Origin of the sequence: Metabacillus endolithicus (assembly GCF_023078335.1) — a bacterium.
Taxonomy (GTDB): Bacteria; Bacillota; Bacilli; order Bacillales; family Bacillaceae; genus Metabacillus; species Metabacillus endolithicus.
Genome location: NZ_CP095550.1, coordinates 4,840,137 through 4,865,150 on the forward strand (window position 1 = coordinate 4,840,137; position 25,014 = coordinate 4,865,150).

Here is a 25,014-nt window from a genome sequence, read left to right on the forward strand (position 1 = left end):
ACTATCCGATGTGAACAAATCCATAATATGAAAAATAAGGCTATTGAAAAGATGGGAGAGGATGAAGCTAGTCAAATTTGGAACAATAAAGATATAACTCAAGTCAAGGGAGGTTTCAATTATGAACAAACAGAATAAATCAAATCAACATAAGAATTTTAAGGAAAACTCATATGAGATTGAAAAAGAAACGAAAGGTACCATGCATTTAAAAAGTGCTCCTACACCACATATTGAGGGACATCAAATTACTGAAGATATGGAGTAGGAAGATATAAAAAAGACAGAGGACTAGCCCCTGTCTTTTCGATTAGTTTTTCTTACTATTGCTCGGTAATTCACAACCATCGTCGGTACAAATAGCACCTTCACCACCGTCAAAGTGAAGCTCCTGAAACTTAGGTTTTGGGTTTTCTTCCTCCCAAATTTTTGTAAGTGCACGTGAAAATGTTTCTTGTGGTTGAGCACCTGATATGGAGTACTTTTGATTCACAACAAAGAAAGGTACACCTGTTACACCGATTTGTTGAGCTGTTCTTTCATCGCCTCTCACTTCATTTGCAAAGGCTTTTTCGTCATTTAACACTTCTAATGCTTTACTGCGATCTATTCCAGCAGCCTCTGCAAGGTCAGCTAAAGTATCTATGTCCCCGACATTTTTTGTATCTGTAAAATAAGCATGCAATAGTTTTTCAGTTAACTCTGTTTCTTTTCCAATTGTTTTGGCGAATTTATTTAAACGGTGGGCATTAAAGGTGTTCGTTGGCTTCATATCTTCATAATTAAATTTTATACCAAGGTCAGAAGCTTGTTGAATAAGACCTTTATTCATTTCTCTAACTTGTTGTTCACTTGCTCCAAATTTAGCTGCTAATGCCTGATAAATTCCTTGCTCTGTGTACGTTGGAGCATTAGGGTCCAATTCAAAGCTTTTAAACTCAACTTCTACTTGATCTTTATGTGGAAACTGGTCAAGTGCCATTTCTAAACGGCGTTTACCAATATAACAAAACGGACAGACAAAGTCAGACCATACTTCTATTTTCATGTTATTACACCTCTCTAGTCTAAGATTATCCTATTTTAGCACAAGCCTGTGAAAATGATGAAAATGTTGCTTAAGATAACAGGTACTCTCATCTATTTTATAGTTAATAAGATTTCTTTAAATAAAAAAAGAGTGATCAAACAATACTGAACACTCTTTTTGCATATATAATCAAATTAATAGAGCATGCTACCTTGCTTTTTATTTAAAAACCGGATCATTATAATAAATCACTTCAGAAAGAATTTTATTTCCCTCAATATTCTTCAACAATTCTCTTGCTTCTGTTTCTGTGTTACATTCATACATAAATATCTTTCCTTTTGCATAACGCGTGATCACCCACATAAGCTATCCTCCAATTAAGGTATTTTTAGCTTTTACTGTATTGTTTATGCTTTTATCATCATCATTTGTAACGGTAGGAGCCTATACATCATTCAAACAAGATATTTTTGTCAAAAAAATTATTTTGTTTAGATTGACTGAACAGCCAATTCCTTTGGATATCTATTGAATGCATTTTCTATTACCTTTTCCATTTCAGCATAATGTTCCTTCTCAACAGGAAGGATTGGCAGCCTAACTGTTTGACCAACTGGGATACCCACAATCTCCATACCAGCTTTAATAAGAGATACAGCATAACCATTTCGTTGACGGCGAATATTATTGATTGGCAAAATGACGTGTTGATAAAGATCATCAATTAACACCTGGTCATTGTTCAGCACCGCGTTATAGAATTTTCTGGAAATGTGTGGAATATAATTCGAGATTGCTGAAGAATAGGAGTCAAAGCCAAGTGGTACATAAGCAGGCATTGTCACTTCAGCTAAAGGCATTCCATTTAACCAGCTGAAACGCTGTTTAAACGTTTGGGTTAATAAAGTATTCAATTCCATGTTTCCTAGGCCGTCTTTAACGCCAACAACCTGAGGTACATCAGCGAGCGCTTCCAAAGAAGGAATTGATAGGGCAATCTGATCTCTTTGATAAACAATTGCGTTTAAAGAAGTACTTTCAGCTATTGTTTTAAAATAATTAGCTAAACCTACTTGTTCACCTGGGACAAGATAAGGAGGTAGGATTAAATAGCCATCGGCTCCTTTATCCTCAGAAATTTTTGCAAGCTCTAATGAAGTTTGGATATTTCCACCAACTCCTGTGTAAACAGGTACCTTTTTATTTGTCACACTCACAGCCACCTCAACCATTGCCTCATATTCTTCTTTGCTTAAAGAGGGATATTCACCAGCCGCACAGGCAACAAAAATAGCTTCAAGTCCTTCATCTAATAAAAATTGAATATTGTGAGCGAGCTTTTTTTCATCAAGTTTGTTGTTTGCTGTAAACGGGGCAATGGGAAAACCAAGTATTCCTTTAGGTGCTGTTCGAATGGGTTGCATTGTCATTCCTCCAATAGAATAGTATTTTGTATTATTGTAAGACAATTAAACTTATAGGTCAATTATTGATTAATAATTTTCAAAAAAATAAAAATTTATTTAAATAAAGTACCGATTTATTTCTGATTTATATATATATTTGGTCATAAATAAGATCATTTTTTAGGGCGTTGACAATTAAATTTATTTGTCTTACCATTAGACAAAAATGTATGAATTAACCAACTTTTCTTAAAAAGGTGTGATTATAAATGAAATAAGACAATAAAGGTGATGGAAATTCGTAAAATATGTAAGCGATGTCAATATCCGATTAAAGGGAAGTGAAGATATGGGAGCACCACAAAAAGTAATTAATCCTTCACCATTGATACCTACAACAGAGAAGAAAACACGTACACGTTGGTTTATTGTTTTTATGTTATTTTTAGTAACGGCGCTAAATTATGCAGATCGTGCGACATTATCAATTGCCGGTTCGGATATGTCAAATCAACTAGGACTAGATTCTGTTATGATGGGGTATGTTTTCTCGGCATTTGCTTGGTCATATGTAGCAGGACAAATTCCTGGAGGATGGCTTCTTGATCGTTTTGGCTCTAAGAAAGTTTACTTTTGGAGTATTTTCCTCTGGTCAACTTTCACTCTATTACAAGGTGTAATCGGGTTTTTTGGGACAGCAGGAACGGCTGTTATGGTGTTATTTGGTCTTCGTTTCTTAGTTGGGCTATCTGAGGCGCCATCTTTTCCTGCAAACAGTCGTATTGTTGCTTCATGGTTTCCAAGCCATGAAAGGGGAACAGCAGCAGCGACATTTAATTCAGCACAATATTTTGCAACCGTTCTCTTTGCGCCAATTATGGGCTATATCACATACACATTTGGTTGGGAATATGTTTTTTACTTTATGGGTGTAGTTGGGATTATCGTTGCTTTCATGTGGCTAAAAGCTATATACAGCCCTCTAAGGATCATCCTCGTATTAATAAAGCAGAACTCGATTATATTGAGGCAGGCGGAGCATTAATTAATATGGATCAAAAAGTAGAAAACGAAAAGAAGGAAGACAAGGGAGCAAACTGGAATTACATAAAAAAACTATTATCCAATAGAATGCTGTTAGGAATATACCTTGGTCAGTATTGTATTACTACCCTAACTTATTTCTTTCTAACATGGTTTCCTGTTTATCTTGTTCAAGAAAGAGGCATGACGATTTTAGAAGTAGGATTTATCGCATCACTTCCAGCGATTTGTGGTTTTTTTGGTGGAATACTTGGAGGAATGTTCTCTGATTTCTTACTTAGAAAAGGTTTCTCATTAACGATTGCTCGCAAAACTCCGATTGTTATCGGAATGTTGTTGTCAATGAGCTTGGTTGCTGCTAACTATGTTGAAGCTCAATGGGTTGTTATATTTGTTATGGCACTAGCATTTTTCGGAAAAGGCTTTGGAGCTCTTGGCTGGGCAGTTGTTTCAGACACATCTCCAAAAGAAATGTCTGGAGTAAGCGGTGGTCTATTTAATACGTTTGGGAACATTGCTGGGATAACAACACCAATTATTATTGGTTATATTATCGGCACAACTGGTTCATTCAACGGAGCACTTGTCTTCGTAGGTGCAAATGCACTTGTCGCAATTTTCAGTTACTTATTCCTAGTAGGTGAAATTAAGCGTGTCGATTTGAAAGCTTAATAGATTAATAAACTAAAAGATAGGGGAGAAGAAAATGGAAAATCAATTAGTTCAAGATGCAATTAAAACGAGTGCACCTGTTATTAAAGAAATGACTGTTATTCCTGTCGCAGGGCATGATAGTATGCTATTAAATTTAAGTGGTGCTCATGCTCCATTTTTCACACGTAATATTGTTATTTTAAAAGATAACCATGGAAACACAGGTGTTGGTGAAGTACCTGGCGGGGAAAAAATTCGTCAAACATTAGAAGATGCAAAATCACTACTTATTGGGCAATCAATTGGAACATATAACAATATTTTAAACAATGTTCGTAAACAATTTGCAGACCGCGATTCAGGCGGACGTGGCCAACAAACATTTGACCTACGAATTACAATTCATGCTGTAACCGCTTTAGAAGCTGCACTGCTTGATTTAGTTGGTCAATATTTAGGTGTTCCTGTTGCTGCACTTCTTGGTGAAGGCCAACAGAGAAAGAAAGTAGAAATGTTAGGTTACTTATTCTATATTGGTGACCGTAACAAAACAGACCTTGCATATGTAAGTGATCGTGAATCTGAGGATGATTGGTTCCGGTTACGACATGAAGAAGCGCTAACACCTGAAGCAATTGTTCGATTAGCAGAAGCAGCTCATGCTCGTTATGGCTTTTATGATTTTAAATTAAAAGGCGGCGTTCTTCGTGGAGAAGAAGAAATTGAAGCTGTTACAGCATTAGCAGAACGTTTTCCAGATTCACGTATTACGTTAGATCCAAATGGCGGTTGGCTTTTAGAGGATGCGATAAGATTATGCCGAGATCAGCATCATGTTTTAGCGTATGCGGAAGATCCATGTGGAGCAGAAAATGGTTATTCCGCACGTGAAGTGATGGCAGAATTCAGACGTGCAACAGGACTACCAACTGCAACAAACATGATTGCTACAGATTGGCGACAAATGGGACACTCAATACAGCTTCAATCTGTTGATATTCCTTTAGCAGATCCACATTTCTGGACTATGCAAGGCTCTGTTCGTGTTGCTCAAATGTGTCACGACTGGGGATTAACATGGGGATCACACTCTAATAATCATTTTGATATTTCATTAGCAATGTTTACACATGTTGCGGCAGCAGCTCCTGGTAAAATCACAGCAATTGATACTCACTGGATTTGGCAAGATGGCCAGTGTCTAACAAAGGAGCCGTTTAAGATTGTCGGAGGCATGGTGGATGTGCCTTCAAAACCAGGCTTAGGTGTTGAAATTGATATGGAACAGATTGAAAAAGCTCATCAGCTTTATAAAAAAGAAGGCCTTGGTGGACGTAATGACGCAATCGCAATGCAATACTTAATTCGAGGTTGGAAGTTTGATCCGAAAAAGCCTTGTTTAGTAAGATAAACTACTATTTGAAAGCGTTACTCAATGAGTGACGCTTTTTTACTAGAGTCTGATGATTCTTTCCTGATATAATATATAAGGAAGATACTTATTAAAAATCAGTTAATAATTTCTATTTCTTGACAACTTTTCTTTATTGAATTACGATTTAGTAAAATTGTCATACAATAATATTCTGAAGAAAGGAGGAATGAAAGATGGATAATAAAAGTGTGGATATAAAGTCCCTTAGTCGTAAGACACTTTCTAATCAGGTGATTGATGAAATTATCTCTTTACTTACAACAGGTCAACTCAAACCAGGCGACCGTATTCCGTCTGAACTAGAATTAATGGAAATTTGTAATGTGAGTAGACCTGTTATAAGGGAAGCGATGACCTCATTAGAAGTGTTAGGTATTGTAAACCGAAAAACTAGAAATGGCACATTTTTCTCTGATAAAATCGGGAGTAAGCCTTTTTCAATGATGCTTGCTCTTTCTGCGACAAATCTTAGCTCCATTATTGATACTCGTGTAGCCCTAGAACTTGGGTTAATTACCTTAGCGGCAGAGAAAATAACAGATGAAGATTTGGAAAAATTAAGAAATCTGATCGAGGAAATGAAAGCACTCCCAACAGAGGACTCATCCGAAATCGATAAAGAATTTCACAAAGTGATTGCACTTTCAGCAAAAATTCCACTTTTTGAAGCAATTATTGATCCATTGCAAAGCTTTCACCATAAAGTACTAGAGCAAATTCCATTAGAAGACAGAAATCTAGAGCAAACGATTGAATATCATGTTGATATTTATAACGCTCTTAAAAAGCGAGATCCAATCGAGGCTTATGCAAGTATGTATCGACACCTTGATTTTGTAAGGCAGAAAGCTTTGAAAAATTTAAAGAAATAACAAAATACCCCCGAAGAAGAAACAGTTCTTAATAGGGGGTATTTTTGTAGAAGTAAAAATAGGCAGCTTAGGAGATTATTCTAAGCTGCCTATTTTTTATGTAAACAGAAAGAAGTTACCTTTTTACCTCAACCCCGTTTATTATCAGAGCAGAATGGAAAATTTCAAGGCTTAATGGAAGAATGTCTTTACTTTGCCAAGTATCAGAGTGAAAGAATCCAGTCTTTTATTACCGGGGCGATCTAGGATCACTAATTGATTCTTATTTAGAATCATGACTCAGGAATCTAATGAAAAAAATTTTCTAATAAATTAGTATTTTATGATTTTTTGATTGACTCCATATTAATATTGTCTTACAATTAAAATGTAATATTATATAAATTTTCTTTTTTGAACGCATGAAAATGTAAGCGGATACTTTCCGCTTCAATAAAAAATAGGGGGTAGGTAAGGAATGATGAAAGTATCAGTAACGACGACTAAGTTTGATTTAACTGATGTCGAGCTTAGGCAAATGTGTCAATTAGGGGTGGATTGTATTGATTTTGGAACAGGATCTTCATTTCCAGGCGTAAAAGAGCAAGGATTTCCTGATTTAGATGAGTTGTTAAAAATGAAACGTAAAATCAGGTCATTTGGACTTGATATCAACCGTGTCACATTACCTGATTTATCTAGCAAATTCATGAACAATGAAAAAGGGTGCGAAGATGAGCTAGAAAACTCAGTAAATGCTATAAAGGTATTTGGAGAAGCTGGAATTAAAATTGTTAGACAGCGTTTTGCTGGAGATACCTTTAATTACATGACAAAAAGTTATCAAGCAAGACAAAGAGGAGGAGCAATTGCTCGTGGTGAAAGCTTAGGCTTTAACAAAGAACCTTATGAAACTCCTACTCTTGAAGAACATGAAAAATGGTGGGGACGCTTCCGTGACGCTTATTCAAAACTTGTTCCTGTATGTGAAGATTATGATGTGAACTTAGGGATGCATCCATCCGATTCGCCAAATCACGATACACCTTTTGGCGGGTCAACTATCGCAGGATTATGGATGAGTTCCCAAGTAAAAATGTAGGCTATATCTATTGTGTTGGAACTCGTGCAGAAGAAGGTGGAAGTCCGCTCGTTTTGAATGAAATTAATCATTACGGCAGGAAAGATCGGATTTTTCTTGTGCATTTTAGAAATGTAAGAGGAAGTTTACCAACAGCAGGAGCTTTTGAAGAGGCGTTACTAGATGATGGTGATATGAATATGTTTAAGATTTTACTAGAGCTGAGAAAGGTAGGATACAATGGCTGTTTAAATCCCGACCATGTACCAATGATGGAAGGAGATCACCCTGATCTTGATGGAAACTGGGCTCATTCTAATATTGGCTGGAGTTATGGTAGTGTTGGTTTTGCCTATTCGATTGGGTATATTAAGGCCTTGCTTACAGCTTTAGTTGAGTTTGAGGGTAGAAGATAAGGAGGGAAGGAGACTATGACAAGAATCAATAAAGATATATATGCAAGCGTTTTCTTTATTGTTTTTTCAATTGTTATGTTTATTGCTTCGAACAGCATTATTAAGCTAACGGTTTCCAGACTTGGAGCAGACTTTGCACCAAAATTAGTAGCAGTCGGAATCTTTATTTTAAGCATTTTCTATTTGATTACTTCGCTTAAAAAACAAAAACAAGATAACAACCAAGCAGTTTCAAAAAAGACAGAAGAAGAAAAAGGGAGTACAAATGAAAAGAAAAAAATTAGTCCTTTGTCTGTGCTCTTAACAGTTGGATTATTAGTACTTTATGTCGTTCTCATGCCAACGATAGGGTTTCTTATTACAACTGTCGTTTATCTATTTTTTCAAATGTATTTTCTAGCTGCTAAATCGGAAAGAAGAATTCCTTTGTTTGTTGGAATTTCAATTGTTACATCAGTATCTGTCTACTATTTATTCAAATCTGTATTCTACTTAATGCTTCCAGCCGGAATTTTAGGATAAGGAGGGAACAACATGTTTGATTTATTTGTTAACGGATTTTCCTCCGTTTTTACACTCTCATCAATTGCTTATATTCTTGGAGGTGTTGCACTAGGGTTAGTTTTTGGTTCGATTCCAGGGTTAACGGCCACTATGGCGATTGCGATTACTTTACCAATTACGTTTGGGATGGAGCCAATTGTTGCAATGTCACTATTAATGGGATTATACATTGGAGGTGTATCGGGTGGCTTAATTCCTGCAATTTTATTAAACCTTCCAGGAACACCATCATCTATCGCAACAACGTTTGACGGTTACCCAATGGCTCAAAAAGGTCAGGCTGGTCCTGCATTTGGATATGCCATTCTTTTTTCCTTCCTAGGAGGATTACTTAGTATCTTTGTACTGATGCTGCTTTCACCTCCACTCGCAAAGATGGCTCTTAAATTTGGACCATTTGAATATTTTGCAATTACCATCTTTGCTTTAACGATGATTTCAAGCCTGTCTGGCGATTCCTTAATTAAAGGATTATTAAGTGGATTGCTAGGAATTTCATTAGCAATGGTTGGTTCGGCTCCTATCGATGCATTTCCAAGATTTACGTTTGGGTTTAAAGAACTTGATGCAGGCTTTCAACTTTTACCAGTACTTATTGGTCTGTTTGCTGTATCGGAGATTATTAAATCCTCTGAAACTAAGCTTGGAAAGGGTCAAAAAGTTCAATACAAGTTGAAAGGGTTTGGCTTTTCAATCCGTGATTTTTTTAAACAAGGATGGAATGGGTTACGTTCAGCACTTATTGGAATAGGAATTGGAATTCTTCCAGGAATTGGAGGCGGAACAGCCAATATTATCGCGTATGTTGCAGCGAAAAATCAATCAAAAAAACCAGAGGAATTTGGAAAAGGCATTCCTGATGGAATTGTTGCCTCTGAAACTTCAAACAATGCAGCTGTAGGTGGTGCGCTTGTACCTTTAATTTCTTTAGGAATTCCTGGAGATACAGTTACAGCCTTACTATTAGGGGGATTAATTCTACACGGACTTAGTCCTGGACCACTTCTTATCGAGAACAATGGGGATGTTGTTTACAGTATTTTTGCTGCGTTAATTATTGCTAACTTCTTTATGATTGCCTTGCTTTTCTGGGGAATGAGACTATTTACAAAGGTTTTAAGCATTCCGCAATATATTCTTTTACCAATTATCCTTGTTCTATGTGTTGTTGGGGCAATCGGTGTGAATAATCGTTTATTTGATGCAGGCGCACTATTATTTTTTGGGATTTTAGGTTATGCGATGTTGAAATTTAATTTTCCAATTACACCAGTTATTCTAGGGTTTATTTTAGGACCACTTGCTGAAACCAATTTACGAAGAGGACTTATGTATTCCAAAGGTGATTTCACTCCTTTTATAACAGAACCAATTGCTGCAACATTCTTAGCACTAGCATTACTTTCAGTTCTTTTCAAAATTAGAAGTAATTTTAAGAAAAAGAAAAAGATAGATTCAAATTCTATTGGGGCTTAGGTACCACTCTTAACTTTGTTTTATAGGAAATTCCTATAGATATAAAAATATTTAGGAGGTTGATTATGAAGAAATCGTTTAAGGGTATGTTAATGTTCATGATGCTTATTTTGGTTGCAGGTATTTTTGCTGGATGTTCACAATCTACGACAAATGAAGGGGAAAACGGTCAAGAAAGTGGTGATTCTAATAATTATCCATCTAAACCAATTACAGTTGTTGTACCAGCAGGAGCAGGTGGAGATACAGATGCAAATGCGAGATTACTAGGAAAATATTTAGAAAAGGAATTAGGGCAACCGGTGGTTATTTCAAATGTAACTGGTGCCGGCGGTACAGTTGGAGCAAAAGAAGTGTTAGATGCTGATCCTGATGGCTATACAGCTATTTTTTTCCATAACTCATTATTGTTAAACAGAATTATGGGACTCACACAAGATAGTTATGATTCTTTTAAACTAGCAGGAATTGCAGTTTTAGATCAAGGAAACACCTTTATGGTTAGTGGTAATTCTAAATTTGAAAATCTTCAAGATATGGTTGAATATGCACGTGAAAACCCTGGTGAAGTTTCGATAGCTACAGAGGTTGGGGGCTTTACACACTTACAGCTACTAGCATTACAAAAAGACCAAGGCATTGAACTCAATATTGTAGATGTTGGGGGAGCAGCCGAAAAAGTAACAGCTTTACTAGGTGGCCATGTTGATATTGTTCCAACATCACTAGGATTAGTTAAGGACTATGTTGAGTCTGGTGACATGAGAACACTTGGGATTATGGCAAGTGAACGAGTTGATCTTATGCCTGATGTTCCAACATTTGTTGAACAAGGTGTAAACAGTGAGTTTGAAAAATTCTTCTTCTTTGGTTTTAATCCAGATACTCCCGATGAAATTGTTGACGCATTCTCTAAAGCTGTTGAGAATGTAGTAAACGACGAGGAATATGTAAAAGAAGCTGAGAAATTCTTAGTAACACCAACTTATATGAATGCAAAAGAAGCTTTTGATTATATGAAGAAAGCAGAAGAAAAATATATTGAGATAAATAAAGAGTAATTGAATCTATTCAATTTTTGGAAAGATTAAACATTTTGTAAGTTGACAACGCATGCTATTTGTCTTACAATTTTAATTAATTGTAAGACAAATAGACAATATAAAGGATGATGAAAGGGATTGATGGTATGACAGAGAAAAGAATGGCACCAACTGGAATTTTAGGATTTCCTACTGCACCATATAACGAGAACGGTAACATCGATGAACAGGCTTTAGAAGCAAATATTCAGTTTTTAATTGATTCAGGGCTCTCATCTATCTTTATTGCGTGTGGTTCTGGTGAATTCCATGCACTAAATAAAGCTGAGTACCAAACAATGATTGAGGTTGCAGTGGCTGTAGCAAATCATAAGGTTCCTGTTTATTCAGGGGTCGGGGGATCCATTTCGGAGGCTGTTGAGTTAGTTACGTTGTCAGAAGATTTAGGAGTAGATGGGTATTTAATTCTTCCTCCATACCTAATTGAAGGGGAACAAGAGGGATTATACAACTATTACAAAACCATTATTCAAAGCACCGAATTAAATGCAATCCTATATCAGCGTGATAATGCGGTATTACAATTACCAACATTACAACGCTTACTGGATGAATTCCCTCAAATCGTTGGCGTAAAAGATGGTCAAGGAAATATGGAATTGAATCTAGAGTTTACACAAACAATTGGTAATCGAGTGGAATGGCTAAACGGTATGCCATTCGCAGAAATCACAATGCCAGCTTATAAAGGAATTGGATTTAAGTCGTATTCTTCTGCAATATCAAACTATCTTCCACATATCTCAAGGATGTATTTTGAAGCATTAATGGAAGGTAAAGACGATATAGCAAATGAAATTTATAGAGATGTCCTTCTTCCAATTAACCACATTAGAAAACAACGAAAAGGTTATGCGGTTTCATTGATTAAGGCTGGAATGGAGATCATGGGCTTTCCAGTGCAAAACACCGTTCGCCCACCATGTGTTCCAGTTGAAAAGGAACATTACGAACAACTAAAGAAAATTATTGAAAATACTTTAGCGAAATATCCCATTCAAAACAAGGCAGTAAGTAACTCTTAAGATTATTTTTAGAAATTAAAGGAGGAATTAACATGGCTGTAGAAACAAAAAACAAAACATTCAAAAACTATATAAACGGGTCTTGGTCTGAATCTTTAAGTGGTAATGTTCAAAAGAGTATTAATCCTGCAAACTATGATGATGTTGTTGGCTATGTGCAAATGTCTACCAAAGAAGAAGTAGATCAAGCAGTCGCTGCTGCAAAGGAAGCACAAAAAGCATGGCGTAAATTGGCTGGAAGTGAACGAGGTGCCTATCTATATAAAGCTGCTGATATTTTAGAAAAACGTTTAGATGAAGTTGCTGAAGCGATGACTCGTGAAATGGGAAAAACTCTTCCAGAAGCAAAAGGTGAAACAGCTCGTGGTGTAGCAATTCTTCGTTATTATGCTGGCGAAGGCATGCGTAAAGTCGGAGATGTGATCCCATCAACAGATAGCAAAGCATTAATGTTTACAAGCAGGGTTCCTTTAGGAGTTGTTGGAGTGATTACACCTTGGAACTTCCCAGTCGCAATTCCGATTTGGAAAATGGCTCCAGCTCTTATATATGGTAACTCTGTTGTATTAAAACCAGCTCAAGAAACAGCTGTTACAGCAGCAAAAGTGATTGAATGCTTTGAAGAAGCGGCTTTCCTGCAGGTGTTGTTAATTTCGTTACTGGATCTGGCTCTGTTATCGGTCCTGCAATCACTGACAATCCAGATGTGAGTGGTATTACGTTCACTGGATCAAATGGTGTTGGAAAAGGAATCGGTCAAGCAGCATTAAGTCGTGGAGCAAAATATCAACTCGAAATGGGTGGGAAAAACCCTGTTATCGTTGCTGCTGATGCTGATTTAGATCTTGCCGTTGAAGCAACAATTAGTGGGGCATTCCGTTCAACAGGTCAAAAATGTACGGCAACTAGTAGAGTCATCATTGAGGCTTCTGTTTATGAAACATTCAAAGAAAAACTAGTTGAAAAAACAAAAGAAATAACAGTTGGAAATGGCTTGCAAGATGGAATTTGGATGGGACCATCTGCTAGTGAAGGACAACTTAACACTGTGCTTTCTTACATTGAAAAAGGAAAAGAAGAAGGGGCTCGACTGCTTTTTGGTGGAAATCGCTTAACAGGAGCTGAGTATGATAAAGGTTTCTATGTTGAACCAACAATTTTTGATAACGTAACTTCAGATATGACAATTGCTCAAGAAGAAATATTCGGACCAGTTATTGCTCTAATACAAGTTAATTCAATGGAAGATGCACTAGCACTTGCAAATGATGTTCAATACGGATTAAGTGCATCTATCTTCACAACAAATATTTCAAACATGCTTTCATTTATAGAAGATATGGAAGCCGGACTTGTTCGAATTAATGCTGAAAGTGCTGGAGTTGAGCTACAAGCACCATTTGGTGGAATGAAACAATCAAGCTCACATTCTCGTGAACAAGGTGAAGCTGCTAAAGAATTCTTCACTTCCATTAAAACAGTTTTTGTTAAGTAAAAAAGAGTAGATATGCAGGAGTATAGTAGTTTTAATAAAGGAGACGCTTCCAATGTCTTTTAAAAAAACAAACGAAATTCCACTATATATAAAAGTAAATTCAAAAGATAATGTAGCAATTATCGTTAATTCAAAAGGGCTTGCCGGAAGGAACTTCCTTTCCGTGCGGTCTAACCTTAGTTGAATATGTACCCCAAGGTCATAAAGTAGCATTATCTGATTTCGAGGCTGGCGAAGCTATTATTCGATATGGAGAAGTTATCGGATATGCCCAATCACCAATGAAAAAAGGCTGCTGGGTAAAAGAATCTTTCATTAGGATGCCAACACCCCCAGAGTTAGATGCGTTACCGTTAGCAACGAAGATACCAGATTCAGAGCCACCTTTAGAAGGATACACGTTTTTAGGATATCGCAATCCTGATGGTACAGCAGGTATTAAAAATATACTAGGAATCACAACAAGTGTTCAATGTGTTGCAGGTGTGCTTGATTATGCAGTAAACAGAATTAAAAAAGAAATTCTTCCAAACTATCCTAATGTTCATGATGTTGTCGCAATTAATCATACATATGGATGTGGAGTTGCAATTAATGCTCCTGAAGCAGCCATACCGATTCGGACGATTCAAAATATTGCCACACACCCAAATCTTGGCGGTGAAGTGATGGTGGTCGGCTTAGGCTGTGAAAAATTAGCACCAGGTCGATTAGTGCATGATGGAGATCCAGAAAAAATTCTGTCTCTACAAGATCAAAATGGCTTTATCAATATGATTGAAATGATAACGGATATGGCAGAGGATCGCTTGAAAACATTAAATGAGCGAGAAAGAGAAATTTGTCCCGTTTCTGACCTAGTTGTAGGGTTACAATGTGGTGGTAGTGATGCGTTTTCTGGTGTAACAGCAAATCCAGCTGTAGGGTATGCTGCAGATTTATTAGTTAGAGCAGGGGCAACGGTTATGTTTTCGGAAGTTACAGAAGTACGCGATGCTGTCCATTTGTTAACTCCAAGAGCCATAAATGAAGAAATTGGTCGTGAACTAATTCATGAAATGAAGTGGTATGATGACTATTTACAGCGAGGAGAAGCGGACCGAAGCGCAAATCCTTCACCAGGCAATAAAAAGGGTGGATTATCCAATGTAGTTGAAAAATCATTAGGATCCATTGTGAAATCCGGTACCTCTGCGATCAACGGTGTTGTTCCACCAGGTGAAAAAGCCAAGCAAAAAGGATTACTTTTCGCGGCTACTCCAGCAAGTGATTTTGTATGTGGGACACTGCAGTTGGCTTCTGGAATGCATCTTCAGATTTTCACAACAGGTCGTGGCACTCCGTACGGTTTAGCAATGGCTCCAGTTATTAAAGTATCAACGCGGAATTCATTACAAGAACAGTGGAAAGATTTAATTGATGTCAATGCTGGTCAAATTGCAACAGGTGAAGCATCTATTGAAAAAGTTGGTTGGGAACTTTTTCGCTTCATTTTAGATGTTGCAAGCGGCCGAAAGCAAACATGGGCTGAAAAGTGGGGACTCCATAACGATTTAGCATTATTTAATCCTGCTCCAGTAACATAAATATGTACGATTTTTAAGGCATACCATTATAGGGTGCCTTACTCTGTTTTGTCACAGATTTTAAATTAATAAGGGGATGAAAGCACTTGCGGAGTTATCTTATATTAATCATGTGTTTTCTGTTTTTGATTCAATACTTTGTTCAACAAACATGGTTAGGGTATGTTGTTGTAACATTTGTGATAGCGTCTTTTTTTGCAAGTGTAATAGAGGCAAGGGGATTTCCGCGAATCATTGGGTTAATCATGATGGGAACAGGTATTATCTTAGAGTTTTATAAAGGGGAAATTTGGAATTAACGGAATTAGTGAAGGTATGTTACTCATACTACCTTTACTTTGTTTAGTTACGCTTGCTCCATTGCTTTCAATTCCTCTTAAATTAGGGGGTTATTTTGAAGCCATTGATTTACTTTTACGTAATTTATTAAACCATCCTAAACGACTTTTCGCGGGTATAACAACTTCCTTGTTTATCTTAAGTCCTATCTTAAGCTTAGGCTCCGTTCGTTTAATCAGTGAATTTCTTTCAGATTTAAAACTTCCTTCAGCTATGTCTGCCAAAAGCTATCTTATCGGGTTCTCTTCGGCTATCCTATGGTCGCCCTATTTTGCATCTGTTTCCTTAGTTCTCTATTATTTGGATATGTCGGTCGGAAAATATATTTTATATGGTATTGGATTATCGGTTTTATCACTACTTATCGGTAATATGTTATTTGCTTTATGGGAGAAAAAACACCCAATAGATAATCGAACAGATCCTGAAGTTCCATTGGCAAAAAAATCAAGAAAACAGTTGGTTCAATTAGCTCTGTTTGTTTCATTGCTAATGTCATGTTCCTTAATTATTGAGTATGTGACAAAATGGTCAATGATTGTGATCGTTTGCATAATCTCCTGTATACTACCATTAATATGGGGTTTGATCACAAAAAGCTGGTCAAAGTTACTTCCTTTATTAAAAAATTACAAAGACCAATCTGTGCCGATGATGAATAATGAAATCATGTTGTTTAGCTCTGCAGGATTATTAGCGCATGCAGTACAAGGCACAAATTTAGCTAATTCTATAAGTAAAATGCTAACAATTGTCGCAGATCAATCATTTTTATTATTTGCCTTATGCGTGATTATACTTGTTGTTGTGATTACTTATATTGGTATTCACCAAATTGCTGTTATTGCCGCACTTGCGATGCAACTGAATGCAGAGCAACTTGGAATTAGTACTCTGTCATTAGCTATGCTGCTTTTACTTTGCTGGTCCATTTCAACTGCATTAAGTCCATTCTCAGGTTTAAACCTAATGGTAAGTAGAATTGTTGGTATTTCAGGATATGAAGCGGGAATTCGGGCGAATGGATTACATCTGACTGTTATGGCCATCCTTGGACTGGGAATTATTATGTTTATTAGTTAAATAGGATGATATCTTCACAGATTAACCCTCGATCTTGGTATAATAATTGACGAGGGTTTTTTGTTTACAAAAACAAATAGTTTATTGGATGGAGAAAAGAAAATGAAAAAGAAACTAATCATTACAGGCTCAATTTGTGCATTTTTACTAGTAGCTGCTTATTTCTTTGTAGGAAACTATTTTTACAATTTTGCGTTAAATGTTGATCGAGAGAAAGAATTTTTAGAAGATAATCCAAATTTACAGCAAAGTGATGCTGTTGTTGCATCTGTTGCCGAGGAAGCCGAGCTCGCTGACGATGAGTTTAAGCAAAAGTATAGTCCTTCCAAACTAGGCATTGTTTCGTCGGATAAAGAACAATTAAAATTAAATGCCCTTGTTTATGAAAATGAACAAGCTGACCACAAGTGGGCAATCGTTGTTCATGGTTATAATGGTAAGGCAAAATCAATGACGAGATATGTTCGGAACTTTTATGAAAAAGGCTACAACGTGCTCGCACCAGATCTTCGTGGGCATGGAGAAAGTGAAGGAAATTATATAGGTATGGCTTGGCACGATCGCAAAGATATGTTACTGTGGATTGATCAAATCGTGAAAAAGGATCATGAAGCAGAAATTGTTTTATTCGGTGTATCAATGGGTGGAGCAACAGTCATGATGACATCGGGAGAAGAGTTACCATCAAACGTGAAAGTAATTGTAGAAGATTGTGGTTACTCGTCAGTAAGTGATGTGTTTGTGTATCAGCTTGACGATCTTTTCGGTTTACCTGAATTTCCTGTTATGAATGCAGCGAATACGGTAACGAACTTTCGCGCCGGATATGATTTATATGATGCATCTGCTATAGAGCAAGTTTCCAAAAGTGTAACACCTATGCTATTTATCCATGGCGATGCTGACACGTTTGTCCCGTACAAAATGCTGGATAAAGTCTATAAGGCAGCAAATGTGGAGAAAGAAAAGCTGGTTATCTCAGGCGCTAATCATGGAGATGCAGAGAAGGTGGATCCTGAGGCTTATTGGGGTACTGTGTGGGGATTTGTTAATCGCTATATAAATTAATTGCTAAAAAGGTGTAAGTTATAAAGACTTACACCTTTTTAATCTTAAGTTATTTAATAATCGAATCATATACATCATCAACCACTTCATCATCTTGAATATCAAATTCCATTCTTAGGTTATAACGAATGATTTCTTTGTTTACTGATCCTTCAATCACTTCTACTTTACTTGTTTTCAACCAATGGGCAATCAATTGAATTTGATCTTTATAATTTAAAACTTTCACACTAAACGCTCCTTCAGGTAATAATCGTATTTATAAAGTTTGCGTATTGTTCCATTTTTATACATTTGAACGTGAAACCCGCAAGGATAAAGTTTTTATGGTAAAATTATGTAAAGTACAGGAAATTAAAAGTAAATTTCGTGAGTGTCCATTTGACTCATGAATATGATATAAAGATAGATTATAATAATCAAAGAATGAAAGAACTAGGAGCAAATACAAATGAACAAACATAACAGCAAGTACAGATGGGTCGTTTTTGCCTCCGTCCTATTCACCTATTTTCTCATAGTTAGTCAAAGAACGGCACCGGGCTTAATTACAGCTCAATTAATGAAGGATTTTCATGTAACAGCTGCAACAATTGGCATGATTGCAAGTATTCAGTTTGTCGCATATGCAGGTTTACAGGTTCCGATTGGAATTTTATCAGATCGGTTTGGACCTAATTTTTTCCTCATTGTTGGAACGTTTTTAACTGGAATTGGAACTTTGATTTATAGTGTTGCACCTAATGAAATTGTGCTTCTTGTGGCAAGGTTAATTGTTGGAACCGGTGATTCAGCTATTTGGGTTAACTTAGTTTTAATTTTAAGTCAATGGTTCAAAGGAAATGAGTTTGTTAAATTAATTGGAATGGCTGGAATGGCTGGAAGTCTTGGTTTTTTTCTTGCATCGGTACCATTTTCTATATTCATAGGATTAACAGGTTGGAGAACTTCCTTTTTATCAATGGGTATCCTTTTATGTTTAAGTGGACTACTTCTTTATATAGTTCTGGTTCATCGTCCAAAAAAATGATGAAAAATCATCATTCAACTCAACCTTCTGCAAAGAAAACCAGTTCCTCACCTGAAAAAACAATGATGATATTAAAGCGTATTTTTTCAACTCGTCAAGCATGGGCAGCTTTCTTCTGTCACTTTGGTGCTGTTGGTACATATGTGGGGTTCATTGGTTCATGGGATTGTACCATATGGAATGAATGTGTTTGATATGTCGCTTTCTAGTGCAAGTCAATTGATTATGTATGGTCTTGTTGGGGCGATCATTGGAGCACCTTTAACAACCTGGATCTCAAGTAGAATTCATTCTATTAAAAAACCTTATATGATTGTTCATTCTATTATCTTTCTTAGCTGGTCGTCATTTCTCTTATTTAGTGGAAAGCCACCATTTTTTATGATCGTTCTCTTGTTTTTCATGATTGGTTATGGAAACGGTGCAAGTACCTTAACCTTTGCCATTGTCCGCCAATCTTTTGATCCGAAAGAGGTAGGAGTTGCAACGGGTTTTGCTAATATGGGTGGTTTTTTAAGTGCTGTTTTATTACCAAGTATTTTTGGTAAAGTATTAGACTATTTTCAGGCATCTGAAAGCAATATCGGTTATTTCTATGGATTTATAATTCCTGTGGTTTTTTCGTTAATAGGTTTATTTGGTGGATATCTTATTAAAGAACAACGTCAGGAGGTTATGCAATCTAAGGGGTTAACCTATTAATTAGCATAAAAAGTTGATTAAGCACGATTAAAAATCTCCCTAATTAGGAGATTTTTTTATGGTCTTAAATTTAAAATTGGTCCTTTGGAAAATGCAAAATAAAACAAGGAGTATCAAAACTAGTGTAGAAGATACATAATGAACTATGAAAGGGCAAAATACTAGGAGGTACTTATGAGCAGATTAGTCCATTTCGAAATTCATGTAGATAACATGGATCGAGCTAAAAAATTTTATGGTGAGGTTTTTGGTTGGTCATTCCAAGATTGGAGTGAATTTGCTGGGATGCCTTATTTCGGTGCGGTAACAGGTAGTGAGGATGGCCGGTATTAATGGCGCTTTAATGCAACGTCAAAGTTCTGCTCCAGAACAAAACCAGCCTCTAAACGGCTATGCATGTACAATGGGAGTAGAAGATTACGATTCCACGGAAGCTAAAATTTTGGAACAAGGTGGCAAGGTAGCGATGCCTAAATATGCCCTCCCTGGTATGGCTTGGCAAGGATATTATATAGATACGGAAGGAAATATTTTTGGTTTACACCAACGTGATGTAAATGCAAAATAGAGATAAAAGGTATTTGAACCTGCACCTCTGGTGTAAAGGACAAACACCTTTTCCTTGTCCTTATCAAGAAATAAAAAGGAGAAAGATGTAGTGATAAATAAAGTTGGAAAAGTAACGGTTTATGTACAAGATCAAGAACAGGCAAAAGAATTCTGGGTTAATAAACTCGGGTTTATCTTAAAGTTGGAACAACCAATGGGACCGAACGCTACGTGGATTGAGGTTGGACCTAGTGATGATGAATTTACGACATTGGTTCTTTATTCAAAGTCAGCTATGGAGCAGCAACAACCTTCAAAAGTTGCTCATCCTTCGATTCTATTTAGCACAACAGATGTTGAATCAGCGTATGAAGAAATGAAACAAAATGGTGTAAAAGTAGGGGACATGTTAAAAATGCCGTTCGGCACAATGTTTAGTTTCTATGATCAAGATGACAATGAATATTTATTAAGAGAAGATAAATAAAATACAGGAGTTAACACTCATGAAAGATCCCATCCTATAAATAGGCTCGAAGATGGGATTTCTTCATGAAAGAGTAGAAAGCAGGGGAAGTTATGAATATTTTATATGTCGAAGACGAGGAAGAGCTAGGAGTATGGGTTTATCAGGATTTAACCAAGAGAGGTTATCAAGTAACTTGGTTAAAAAGTGGAGAATGTGCTCTAGAGCGAGCTGAGGACTTAGATCTTGCTATCCTTGATGTTATGCTACCTGGATTAGACGGCTTTTCTATTGGAAAGAGATTAAAAAAGGCATCACCAAAGCTGCCAATCATCATGCTATCAGCGCGTTCACAAGTAGATGATAAGCTAGAAGGATTGCAATTTGCAGATGATTATATGACAAAACCGTTTCATCCAGATGAGCTTGCTGCAAGAATTAGTGTACTGTTACGTCGCTTTGATAAAATTATGCCAACTGTGGTAAAAATACAGCATTTGCGATATTATCCAAAGCAATATCAGCTGTTTGATGATGAACTTCAGGAAGAAATCATTTTAACCTCAAAGCAGCTGCAAATTTTTGATTATCTATTAAAACATACCGGTCAAATTATGACTAAAGAACAAATCTATGAATCAATTTGGGAAGCGGATTTTTTTGAAGGTGACAAAACGCTGATGGTCCATATTCGTTATTTAAGAGAAAAAATCGAAAAAGATCCTGCTAAACCAACTATTATTGAAACAATTCGAGGAATTGGCTATAGGTTAAAGCAATGAAGAAATTGAGTCGTAGTTTGCAAACGAAATATTTAGTCTTAATTATTAGTGCTATGTTTATCTTGCCAATTGCCTTTCCTCTTGCATCATTTGTCGTTTACTTACCGGCATTATTAGTGAATTACAATAAAATGGAAGTTTATCAAAGTGACGAAATAGAATCAGAATGGCATGAAAAAGCTATGACTTTACAAAATCTAACTGATTCAGAAATTATTGATAGTTTAAAAGAAACAGTAAATGAACTTGAACACTCCTCTGTTTTTTGGGTGGATAACACTGGAAAAACACGATTTACTTCGAATGAAAAGGTCACAGTTCCTGAAATTTGGAATGCAAGTGATATTGTATCGTTTATGAAAGAAAGCTATGGAGGCGATCCGTTTACTGTTGTTGCTTTTATTGGTGAAGAAAAGAATGGCTTTATTGTACTCCAAATTGATCGAAAGTATATGGATTACCCTATCCAGCAATTGGAGAATTACTTCGAAATCATCTATGCAGTAGTTGTAGGACTATTATTGTTACTATTTATCATTCTTTTTTGGTTGTTTTTTCGTACCATTCAAAAAAGAATTGTGAAACTTCAGTCAACTATGGATGTAGAAAACCAGAATATTCCTAGTAAAGTAACAGTTGGAGAAATGGATGAGTTAGGTCAATTAGAAGATTCATTTAATAAAATGATTGAACGCTTAGAGGCTGGAAGATTGCGTGAACAAGAAGAAGAAAAGCTTCGAAAAGAGCTGATTGCGAATTTATCCCACGATCTTCGTACGCCATTAGCAACAATTCGTGCCCATGCATATTCGCTAAAAAATGAGGATATCTCTCCAGAAGGCCAAGAGTCAATCACGATCATTGATAAAAAAATTGATCATCTACATACTTTAATTGAAAATCTTCTTTCCTATACCTTATTAAGTTCAGGAAAATATTCGTATAAACCAAAGGATGTTGACGTAAATCGAGCAATTCGCCTTTCACTTTCGGCCTGGTATCCAATTTTTGAAAAAGAAGGACTGGAAGTAGACGTTCAGTTGTTTGAAAAAACATTATCTTGGAAAATGGATCCAAATTGGTTTGAAAGAATATTGGATAATCTATTTCAAAACGTCGTAAGACATGCAAAGTCAGGCAAATATATTGGGATCCTTTGCGAGGAAAATAAGATCATTATTAAAGATCGTGGTCCTGGGATGAAAAATAAATCGGACCAATCAGGAGTTGGAATCGGATTATCAATCATTGAACTTATGACAAAGGAAATGGGAATGATTTGGAATATTAATTCTTCGAACGAAGGAACAACGATCACGGTAACGAAACCTTAGTGAGTGCGTTTGATTTTATCAACGTACTCTTTTTTATTTTTAAACAAAATTTAACCTTCCTTACAACTCGATTTTAAGATTCATTGTTTATTCTGTATTCAGAGGTGATAAACATGAGTCAATTAATAGTAGAAACGAACAATTTAACAAAATCATTTAAAGGAGCACAAGCTGTTAATTCAGTAAATTTAAACATACCGAAAGGATCCATATATGGCTTTCTAGGACCAAATGGTGCAGGAAAAACAACCGCTATTAAGCTGCTTTTAGGATTGATGAAAGAAACTTCAGGATCAATACAAATATTTGGAAAAGACCTAAAAAAAGACAAACAAATGATTCTTAGAAGAATTGGATCTTTAGTAGAATCTCCTTCGTATTATGGTCATTTAACCGCCAGAGAAAATTTACAATTATTGCAAACAATATTACATGTTCCAAAAGAAAGAATCGATGAAGTGCTTGCTATTGTCCGCTTAGAAAAAGATGATAATCGCCCAGTTAAAGGCTTTTCATTAGGAATGAAACAAAGACTTGGAATTGCATCAGCTCTTCTAGGAAATCCTGAACTTCTTATTCTAGACGAACCAACAAATGGACTTGATCCCTCTGGTATTATCGAGATTCGAGAATTAATTAAAAGTTTACCAGAAAAATATGGTGTGACTGTCCTCGTTTCAAGTCATCTTTTATCAGAGATTGATCAAATGGCAACCGAAGTAGGTATTATTTCAAAAGGATCACTCATTTTTCAAGATTCTATTGAAGTTCTAAGAAAGAAATCGGTTAGTAAAATACGTATTCAAACAAACAATTCCAAAGCTGCATGGAATATTTTAGTGAAAGAAGGCTTAAAAGGGGAAATTGAAGGAAATTACCTTTCGTTTAAGCAAAACAAGAACAAAGAAGTTGCTGAAATGATTCGTATTCTTGTCCAAAACAAGTTGGACGTTTATCGAGTGGAAGAAGTAAAGAGATCACTAGAAAGCATTTTCCTAGACATGACAAAAGAGGAGAAAAGCTTATGATTTTTAGGTTGTTACGTGCTGATTTTAAAAAACTAAAAGTTGGAATGTGGATTCTTGTTTTCTTAGGACCGATTGGAATATTTGGATTAACGACTTTAAATTATATGCTTCGTTATGAATATCTTCTTCGGCAGTCAGATGATCGCTGGATGCAGCTATTACAGCAAATCAATCTTTTTCTCGCACCAGCTTTACTTTTAGGAACTGTCCTACTTGCCTCATCATCTGCAACTATTGAGCATGAAACAAATGCTTGGAAGCAGGTACTAGCGCTCCCTATAAGCAGAGTAAAGGTGTATTGTTCTAAGTTTATTATGATTAGTATTTTATTGCTTATTGCTACAGTTCTTATGTTTATTGGTACATGGTTTTTCGGTAGCCTTTATGGTTGGGAGCAAAATATACCGTTTAAAGAGATTGCAATTAACAGCTTTTACCCGTATTTCGCTGCAATGCCTATATTAGCCATACAGCTTTGGTTTTCAGTCACATCGTTTAATCAAGGAACACCGTTAGCAGTAGGAATCATTGGTGCTGTTGTGTCTATGTACTCATATGGAGGTCCTGAATGGCTCATTTGGAAATGGCCGTTGCTTCAAAATAAATGGGAAATACCTGAAATTAGTGCGTTATTAGGAATTGTTGTTGGTGGACTCATTTTTCTTATCAGTGTTATTCATTTTGACCGAAAGGATGTGAAGTAATTGCTAGGAAAATTATTATATACAGAATGGATCAAACTAAAAAAATCAAAGGTTTTACAAATCTTATATATTAGTCCCATTCTATCTACTGTCTCTGCTTATTTTACTTTTATTGATTTTCCTGGTAATCAATGGATGAACTCGTTTTATGCCATGATTATGGTTCAAGCGGTTTTGTTTTTACCATTACTTGCTGGTCTTTTTTCCGCTGCTGTCTGCAGGTACGAACACGCAGAAGGGGAAATTTGGAAACAGTTATTAGCACTACCTGTTAATCGAATTCAGGTGTATAGTTCTAAGTATATTATTGTTTGCTTATTTGTCGCCCTTACTCAAATATTATTATTAGTAGGCTTGTTTCTCGTAGGATTAGTACATGGTTACAATGATCCTTTTCCGTGGCAGGGTGTTCTTGTTCGATTGTTTATGGGCTGGTTAGGCTGTTTACCAATTATCGCTTTACAATTATGGGTATCTACAGCATGGTCCAGCTTTGCTGCACCAGTTGCTTTAAATGTCATTTTAACACTTCCTAACATATTAATCGCAAACTCAGAAAAATTTGGGCCGTGGTACCCTTGGGCACAACCATTTTTAGGAATGGTGTTAGAGCAGCAATCAGGTTTTACATTTTCGATTGAAACCCTTGTGTTTGTTATTGTTGGAGGGTGTGTGATTTTTACGTTAGGTGGTTTGGTTTATTTTCAGAGGAAAGCTGTTTAGTTAAGAAGTGCCTGACTAATATTAATATTATCAGGCA

General features: G+C 36.2%; 22 protein-coding genes and 5 pseudogenes. 23 read left to right on the plus strand and 4 right to left on the minus strand.

From position 1 onward, the window contains the following. Positions 1–121 precede the first annotated feature (121 nt). Positions 122–268 (plus strand): hypothetical protein, encoded by a 147-nt coding sequence (locus MVE64_RS24585; RefSeq protein ID WP_247341990.1) that lies wholly within the window; start codon positions 122–124, stop codon positions 266–268. A 42-nt stretch (positions 269–310) separates the two neighbouring features. Here the strand turns inward: MVE64_RS24585 and MVE64_RS24590 are convergent, their stop codons facing one another. The 3 genes from MVE64_RS24590 to kdgD (MVE64_RS24600) form a co-directional block, all read right to left on the minus strand. Beyond that, positions 311–1,048, minus strand: coding sequence for a DsbA family oxidoreductase (locus MVE64_RS24590; RefSeq protein ID WP_247341992.1), 738 nt, complete (start codon positions 1,046–1,048; stop codon positions 311–313). Positions 1,049–1,249: 201 nt separating this feature from the next. Continuing rightward, the gene (locus MVE64_RS24595; RefSeq protein WP_247341994.1) at positions 1,250–1,396 is read right to left on the minus strand and encodes a hypothetical protein; all 147 of its coding nucleotides are present in this window, start codon (positions 1,394–1,396) and stop codon (positions 1,250–1,252) included. A gap of 128 nt (positions 1,397–1,524) precedes the next feature. Next, entirely contained in the window at positions 1,525–2,457 is a 933-nt protein-coding gene (gene kdgD / locus MVE64_RS24600; protein WP_247341997.1) for a 5-dehydro-4-deoxyglucarate dehydratase, read from the minus strand. A 418-nt stretch (positions 2,458–2,875) separates the two neighbouring features. Between kdgD (MVE64_RS24600) and MVE64_RS24605 the strand changes: the two are divergent. The 14 genes and pseudogenes from MVE64_RS24605 to MVE64_RS24670 all read left to right on the plus strand — a co-directional run bounded on the left by MVE64_RS24605 (position 2,876) and on the right by MVE64_RS24670 (position 17,659). Continuing rightward, positions 2,876–4,155 (plus strand): annotated as a pseudogene (locus MVE64_RS24605) (MFS transporter). 34 nt (positions 4,156–4,189) lie between these two features. Then, positions 4,190–5,548, plus strand: a complete 1,359-nt coding sequence (gene gudD / locus MVE64_RS24610) for a glucarate dehydratase (RefSeq protein WP_247342000.1) — start codon at positions 4,190–4,192, stop codon at positions 5,546–5,548. 197 nt (positions 5,549–5,745) lie between these two features. Then, entirely contained in the window at positions 5,746–6,444 is a 699-nt protein-coding gene (locus MVE64_RS24615; protein WP_247342002.1) for a FadR/GntR family transcriptional regulator, read from the plus strand. Positions 6,445–6,901: 457 nt separating this feature from the next. Next, positions 6,902–7,525: an apurinic/apyrimidinic endonuclease family protein gene (locus MVE64_RS24620; protein ID WP_247342005.1), complete on the plus strand. Its 624-nt coding sequence runs from the start codon at positions 6,902–6,904 to the stop codon at positions 7,523–7,525. Next, complete coding sequence (locus MVE64_RS24625) at positions 7,498–7,920, plus strand: mannonate dehydratase (protein WP_247342007.1); 423 nt, start codon at positions 7,498–7,500, stop codon at positions 7,918–7,920. Before MVE64_RS24620 ends, MVE64_RS24625 begins: the two co-directional genes overlap by 28 nt. A 15-nt stretch (positions 7,921–7,935) precedes the next feature. Then, on the plus strand, positions 7,936–8,442 hold the full coding sequence (locus tag MVE64_RS24630) for a tripartite tricarboxylate transporter TctB family protein (protein WP_247342010.1): 507 nt from the start codon (positions 7,936–7,938) through the stop codon (positions 8,440–8,442). 12 nt (positions 8,443–8,454) lie between these two features. Continuing rightward, positions 8,455–9,960 (plus strand): tripartite tricarboxylate transporter permease, encoded by a 1,506-nt coding sequence (locus MVE64_RS24635; RefSeq protein WP_247342013.1) that lies wholly within the window; start codon positions 8,455–8,457, stop codon positions 9,958–9,960. 65 nt (positions 9,961–10,025) lie between these two features. Beyond that, positions 10,026–11,021 (plus strand): tripartite tricarboxylate transporter substrate binding protein, encoded by a 996-nt coding sequence (locus MVE64_RS24640; protein WP_247342016.1) that lies wholly within the window; start codon positions 10,026–10,028, stop codon positions 11,019–11,021. 128 nt (positions 11,022–11,149) lie between these two features. Beyond that, the gene (gene kdgD, locus MVE64_RS24645) at positions 11,150–12,088 is read left to right on the plus strand and encodes a 5-dehydro-4-deoxyglucarate dehydratase (protein WP_247342018.1); all 939 of its coding nucleotides are present in this window, start codon (positions 11,150–11,152) and stop codon (positions 12,086–12,088) included. A 32-nt stretch (positions 12,089–12,120) separates the two neighbouring features. Then, positions 12,121–13,583 (plus strand): annotated as a pseudogene (gene gucD / locus MVE64_RS24650) (alpha-ketoglutaric semialdehyde dehydrogenase GucD). A gap of 52 nt (positions 13,584–13,635) precedes the next feature. Next, positions 13,636–15,169 (plus strand): annotated as a pseudogene (gene garD, locus MVE64_RS24655) (galactarate dehydratase). Between the two features lie 86 nt (positions 15,170–15,255). Next, a complete protein-coding gene (locus MVE64_RS24660) occupies positions 15,256–15,468 on the plus strand; it encodes a hypothetical protein (protein ID WP_247342020.1) in 213 nt (70 codons plus the stop codon). Positions 15,469–15,484: 16 nt separating this feature from the next. After that, a complete protein-coding gene (locus tag MVE64_RS24665) occupies positions 15,485–16,591 on the plus strand; it encodes a TRAP transporter large permease subunit (RefSeq protein WP_247342022.1) in 1,107 nt (368 codons plus the stop codon). 102 nt (positions 16,592–16,693) lie between these two features. Then, the gene (locus tag MVE64_RS24670) at positions 16,694–17,659 is read left to right on the plus strand and encodes an alpha/beta hydrolase (protein WP_247342024.1); all 966 of its coding nucleotides are present in this window, start codon (positions 16,694–16,696) and stop codon (positions 17,657–17,659) included. A 49-nt stretch (positions 17,660–17,708) separates the two neighbouring features. On the opposite strand, the gene MVE64_RS24675 is transcribed toward MVE64_RS24670, so the two are convergent. Beyond that, complete coding sequence (locus MVE64_RS24675) at positions 17,709–17,888, minus strand: hypothetical protein (RefSeq protein WP_247342026.1); 180 nt, start codon at positions 17,886–17,888, stop codon at positions 17,709–17,711. Between the two features lie 222 nt (positions 17,889–18,110). Between MVE64_RS24675 and MVE64_RS28225 the strand changes: the two are divergent. The 8 genes and pseudogenes from MVE64_RS28225 (at position 18,111) to MVE64_RS24715 (ending at position 24,977) form a co-directional block, all read left to right on the plus strand. Further along, a pseudogene (locus MVE64_RS28225) lies at positions 18,111–19,391 on the plus strand (MFS transporter). A 174-nt stretch (positions 19,392–19,565) separates the two neighbouring features. Then, positions 19,566–19,959, plus strand: a pseudogene (locus MVE64_RS24685) (VOC family protein). A 90-nt stretch (positions 19,960–20,049) separates the two neighbouring features. Continuing rightward, on the plus strand, positions 20,050–20,427 hold the full coding sequence (locus MVE64_RS24690) for a VOC family protein (RefSeq protein WP_212134728.1): 378 nt from the start codon (positions 20,050–20,052) through the stop codon (positions 20,425–20,427). A 92-nt stretch (positions 20,428–20,519) separates the two neighbouring features. Then, entirely contained in the window at positions 20,520–21,188 is a 669-nt protein-coding gene (locus tag MVE64_RS24695) for a response regulator transcription factor (protein ID WP_247342028.1), read from the plus strand. Then, complete coding sequence (locus tag MVE64_RS24700) at positions 21,185–22,522, plus strand: sensor histidine kinase (protein WP_247342031.1); 1,338 nt, start codon at positions 21,185–21,187, stop codon at positions 22,520–22,522. The genes MVE64_RS24695 and MVE64_RS24700 overlap by 4 nt, the downstream gene beginning before the upstream one ends. 113 nt (positions 22,523–22,635) lie before the next feature. After that, complete coding sequence (locus tag MVE64_RS24705) at positions 22,636–23,550, plus strand: ABC transporter ATP-binding protein (protein WP_247342032.1); 915 nt, start codon at positions 22,636–22,638, stop codon at positions 23,548–23,550. Next, entirely contained in the window at positions 23,547–24,254 is a 708-nt protein-coding gene (locus MVE64_RS24710; protein WP_247342035.1) for an ABC transporter permease, read from the plus strand. The genes MVE64_RS24705 and MVE64_RS24710 overlap by 4 nt, the downstream gene beginning before the upstream one ends. After that, a complete protein-coding gene (locus tag MVE64_RS24715; protein WP_247342038.1) occupies positions 24,255–24,977 on the plus strand; it encodes an ABC transporter permease in 723 nt (240 codons plus the stop codon). The last annotated feature ends 37 nt before the right edge of the window (positions 24,978–25,014 follow it).

What these genes read in the sequence shown, in the direction of transcription:
- MVE64_RS24585 (WP_247341990.1), top strand. Translation starts at nt 122, where the DNA reads ATGAACAAACAGAATAAATCAAATCAACATAAGAATTTTAAGGAAAAC.
- MVE64_RS24590 (WP_247341992.1), bottom strand. Translation starts at nt 1,048, where the DNA reads ATGAAAATAGAAGTATGGTCTGACTTTGTCTGTCCGTTTTGTTATATT.
- MVE64_RS24595 (WP_247341994.1), bottom strand. Translation starts at nt 1,396, where the DNA reads ATGTGGGTGATCACGCGTTATGCAAAAGGAAAGATATTTATGTATGAA.
- kdgD (WP_247341997.1), bottom strand. Translation starts at nt 2,457, where the DNA reads ATGCAACCCATTCGAACAGCACCTAAAGGAATACTTGGTTTTCCCATT.
- gudD (WP_247342000.1), top strand. Translation starts at nt 4,190, where the DNA reads ATGGAAAATCAATTAGTTCAAGATGCAATTAAAACGAGTGCACCTGTT.
- MVE64_RS24615 (WP_247342002.1), top strand. Translation starts at nt 5,746, where the DNA reads ATGGATAATAAAAGTGTGGATATAAAGTCCCTTAGTCGTAAGACACTT.
- MVE64_RS24620 (WP_247342005.1), top strand. Translation starts at nt 6,902, where the DNA reads ATGATGAAAGTATCAGTAACGACGACTAAGTTTGATTTAACTGATGTC.
- MVE64_RS24625 (WP_247342007.1), top strand. Translation starts at nt 7,498, where the DNA reads ATGGATGAGTTCCCAAGTAAAAATGTAGGCTATATCTATTGTGTTGGA.
- MVE64_RS24630 (WP_247342010.1), top strand. Translation starts at nt 7,936, where the DNA reads ATGACAAGAATCAATAAAGATATATATGCAAGCGTTTTCTTTATTGTT.
- MVE64_RS24635 (WP_247342013.1), top strand. Translation starts at nt 8,455, where the DNA reads ATGTTTGATTTATTTGTTAACGGATTTTCCTCCGTTTTTACACTCTCA.
- MVE64_RS24640 (WP_247342016.1), top strand. Translation starts at nt 10,026, where the DNA reads ATGAAGAAATCGTTTAAGGGTATGTTAATGTTCATGATGCTTATTTTG.
- kdgD (WP_247342018.1), top strand. Translation starts at nt 11,150, where the DNA reads ATGACAGAGAAAAGAATGGCACCAACTGGAATTTTAGGATTTCCTACT.
- MVE64_RS24665 (WP_247342022.1), top strand. Translation starts at nt 15,485, where the DNA reads ATGTTACTCATACTACCTTTACTTTGTTTAGTTACGCTTGCTCCATTG.
- MVE64_RS24670 (WP_247342024.1), top strand. Translation starts at nt 16,694, where the DNA reads ATGAAAAAGAAACTAATCATTACAGGCTCAATTTGTGCATTTTTACTA.
- MVE64_RS24695 (WP_247342028.1), top strand. Translation starts at nt 20,520, where the DNA reads ATGAATATTTTATATGTCGAAGACGAGGAAGAGCTAGGAGTATGGGTT.
- MVE64_RS24700 (WP_247342031.1), top strand. Translation starts at nt 21,185, where the DNA reads ATGAAGAAATTGAGTCGTAGTTTGCAAACGAAATATTTAGTCTTAATT.
- MVE64_RS24705 (WP_247342032.1), top strand. Translation starts at nt 22,636, where the DNA reads ATGAGTCAATTAATAGTAGAAACGAACAATTTAACAAAATCATTTAAA.
- MVE64_RS24710 (WP_247342035.1), top strand. Translation starts at nt 23,547, where the DNA reads ATGATTTTTAGGTTGTTACGTGCTGATTTTAAAAAACTAAAAGTTGGA.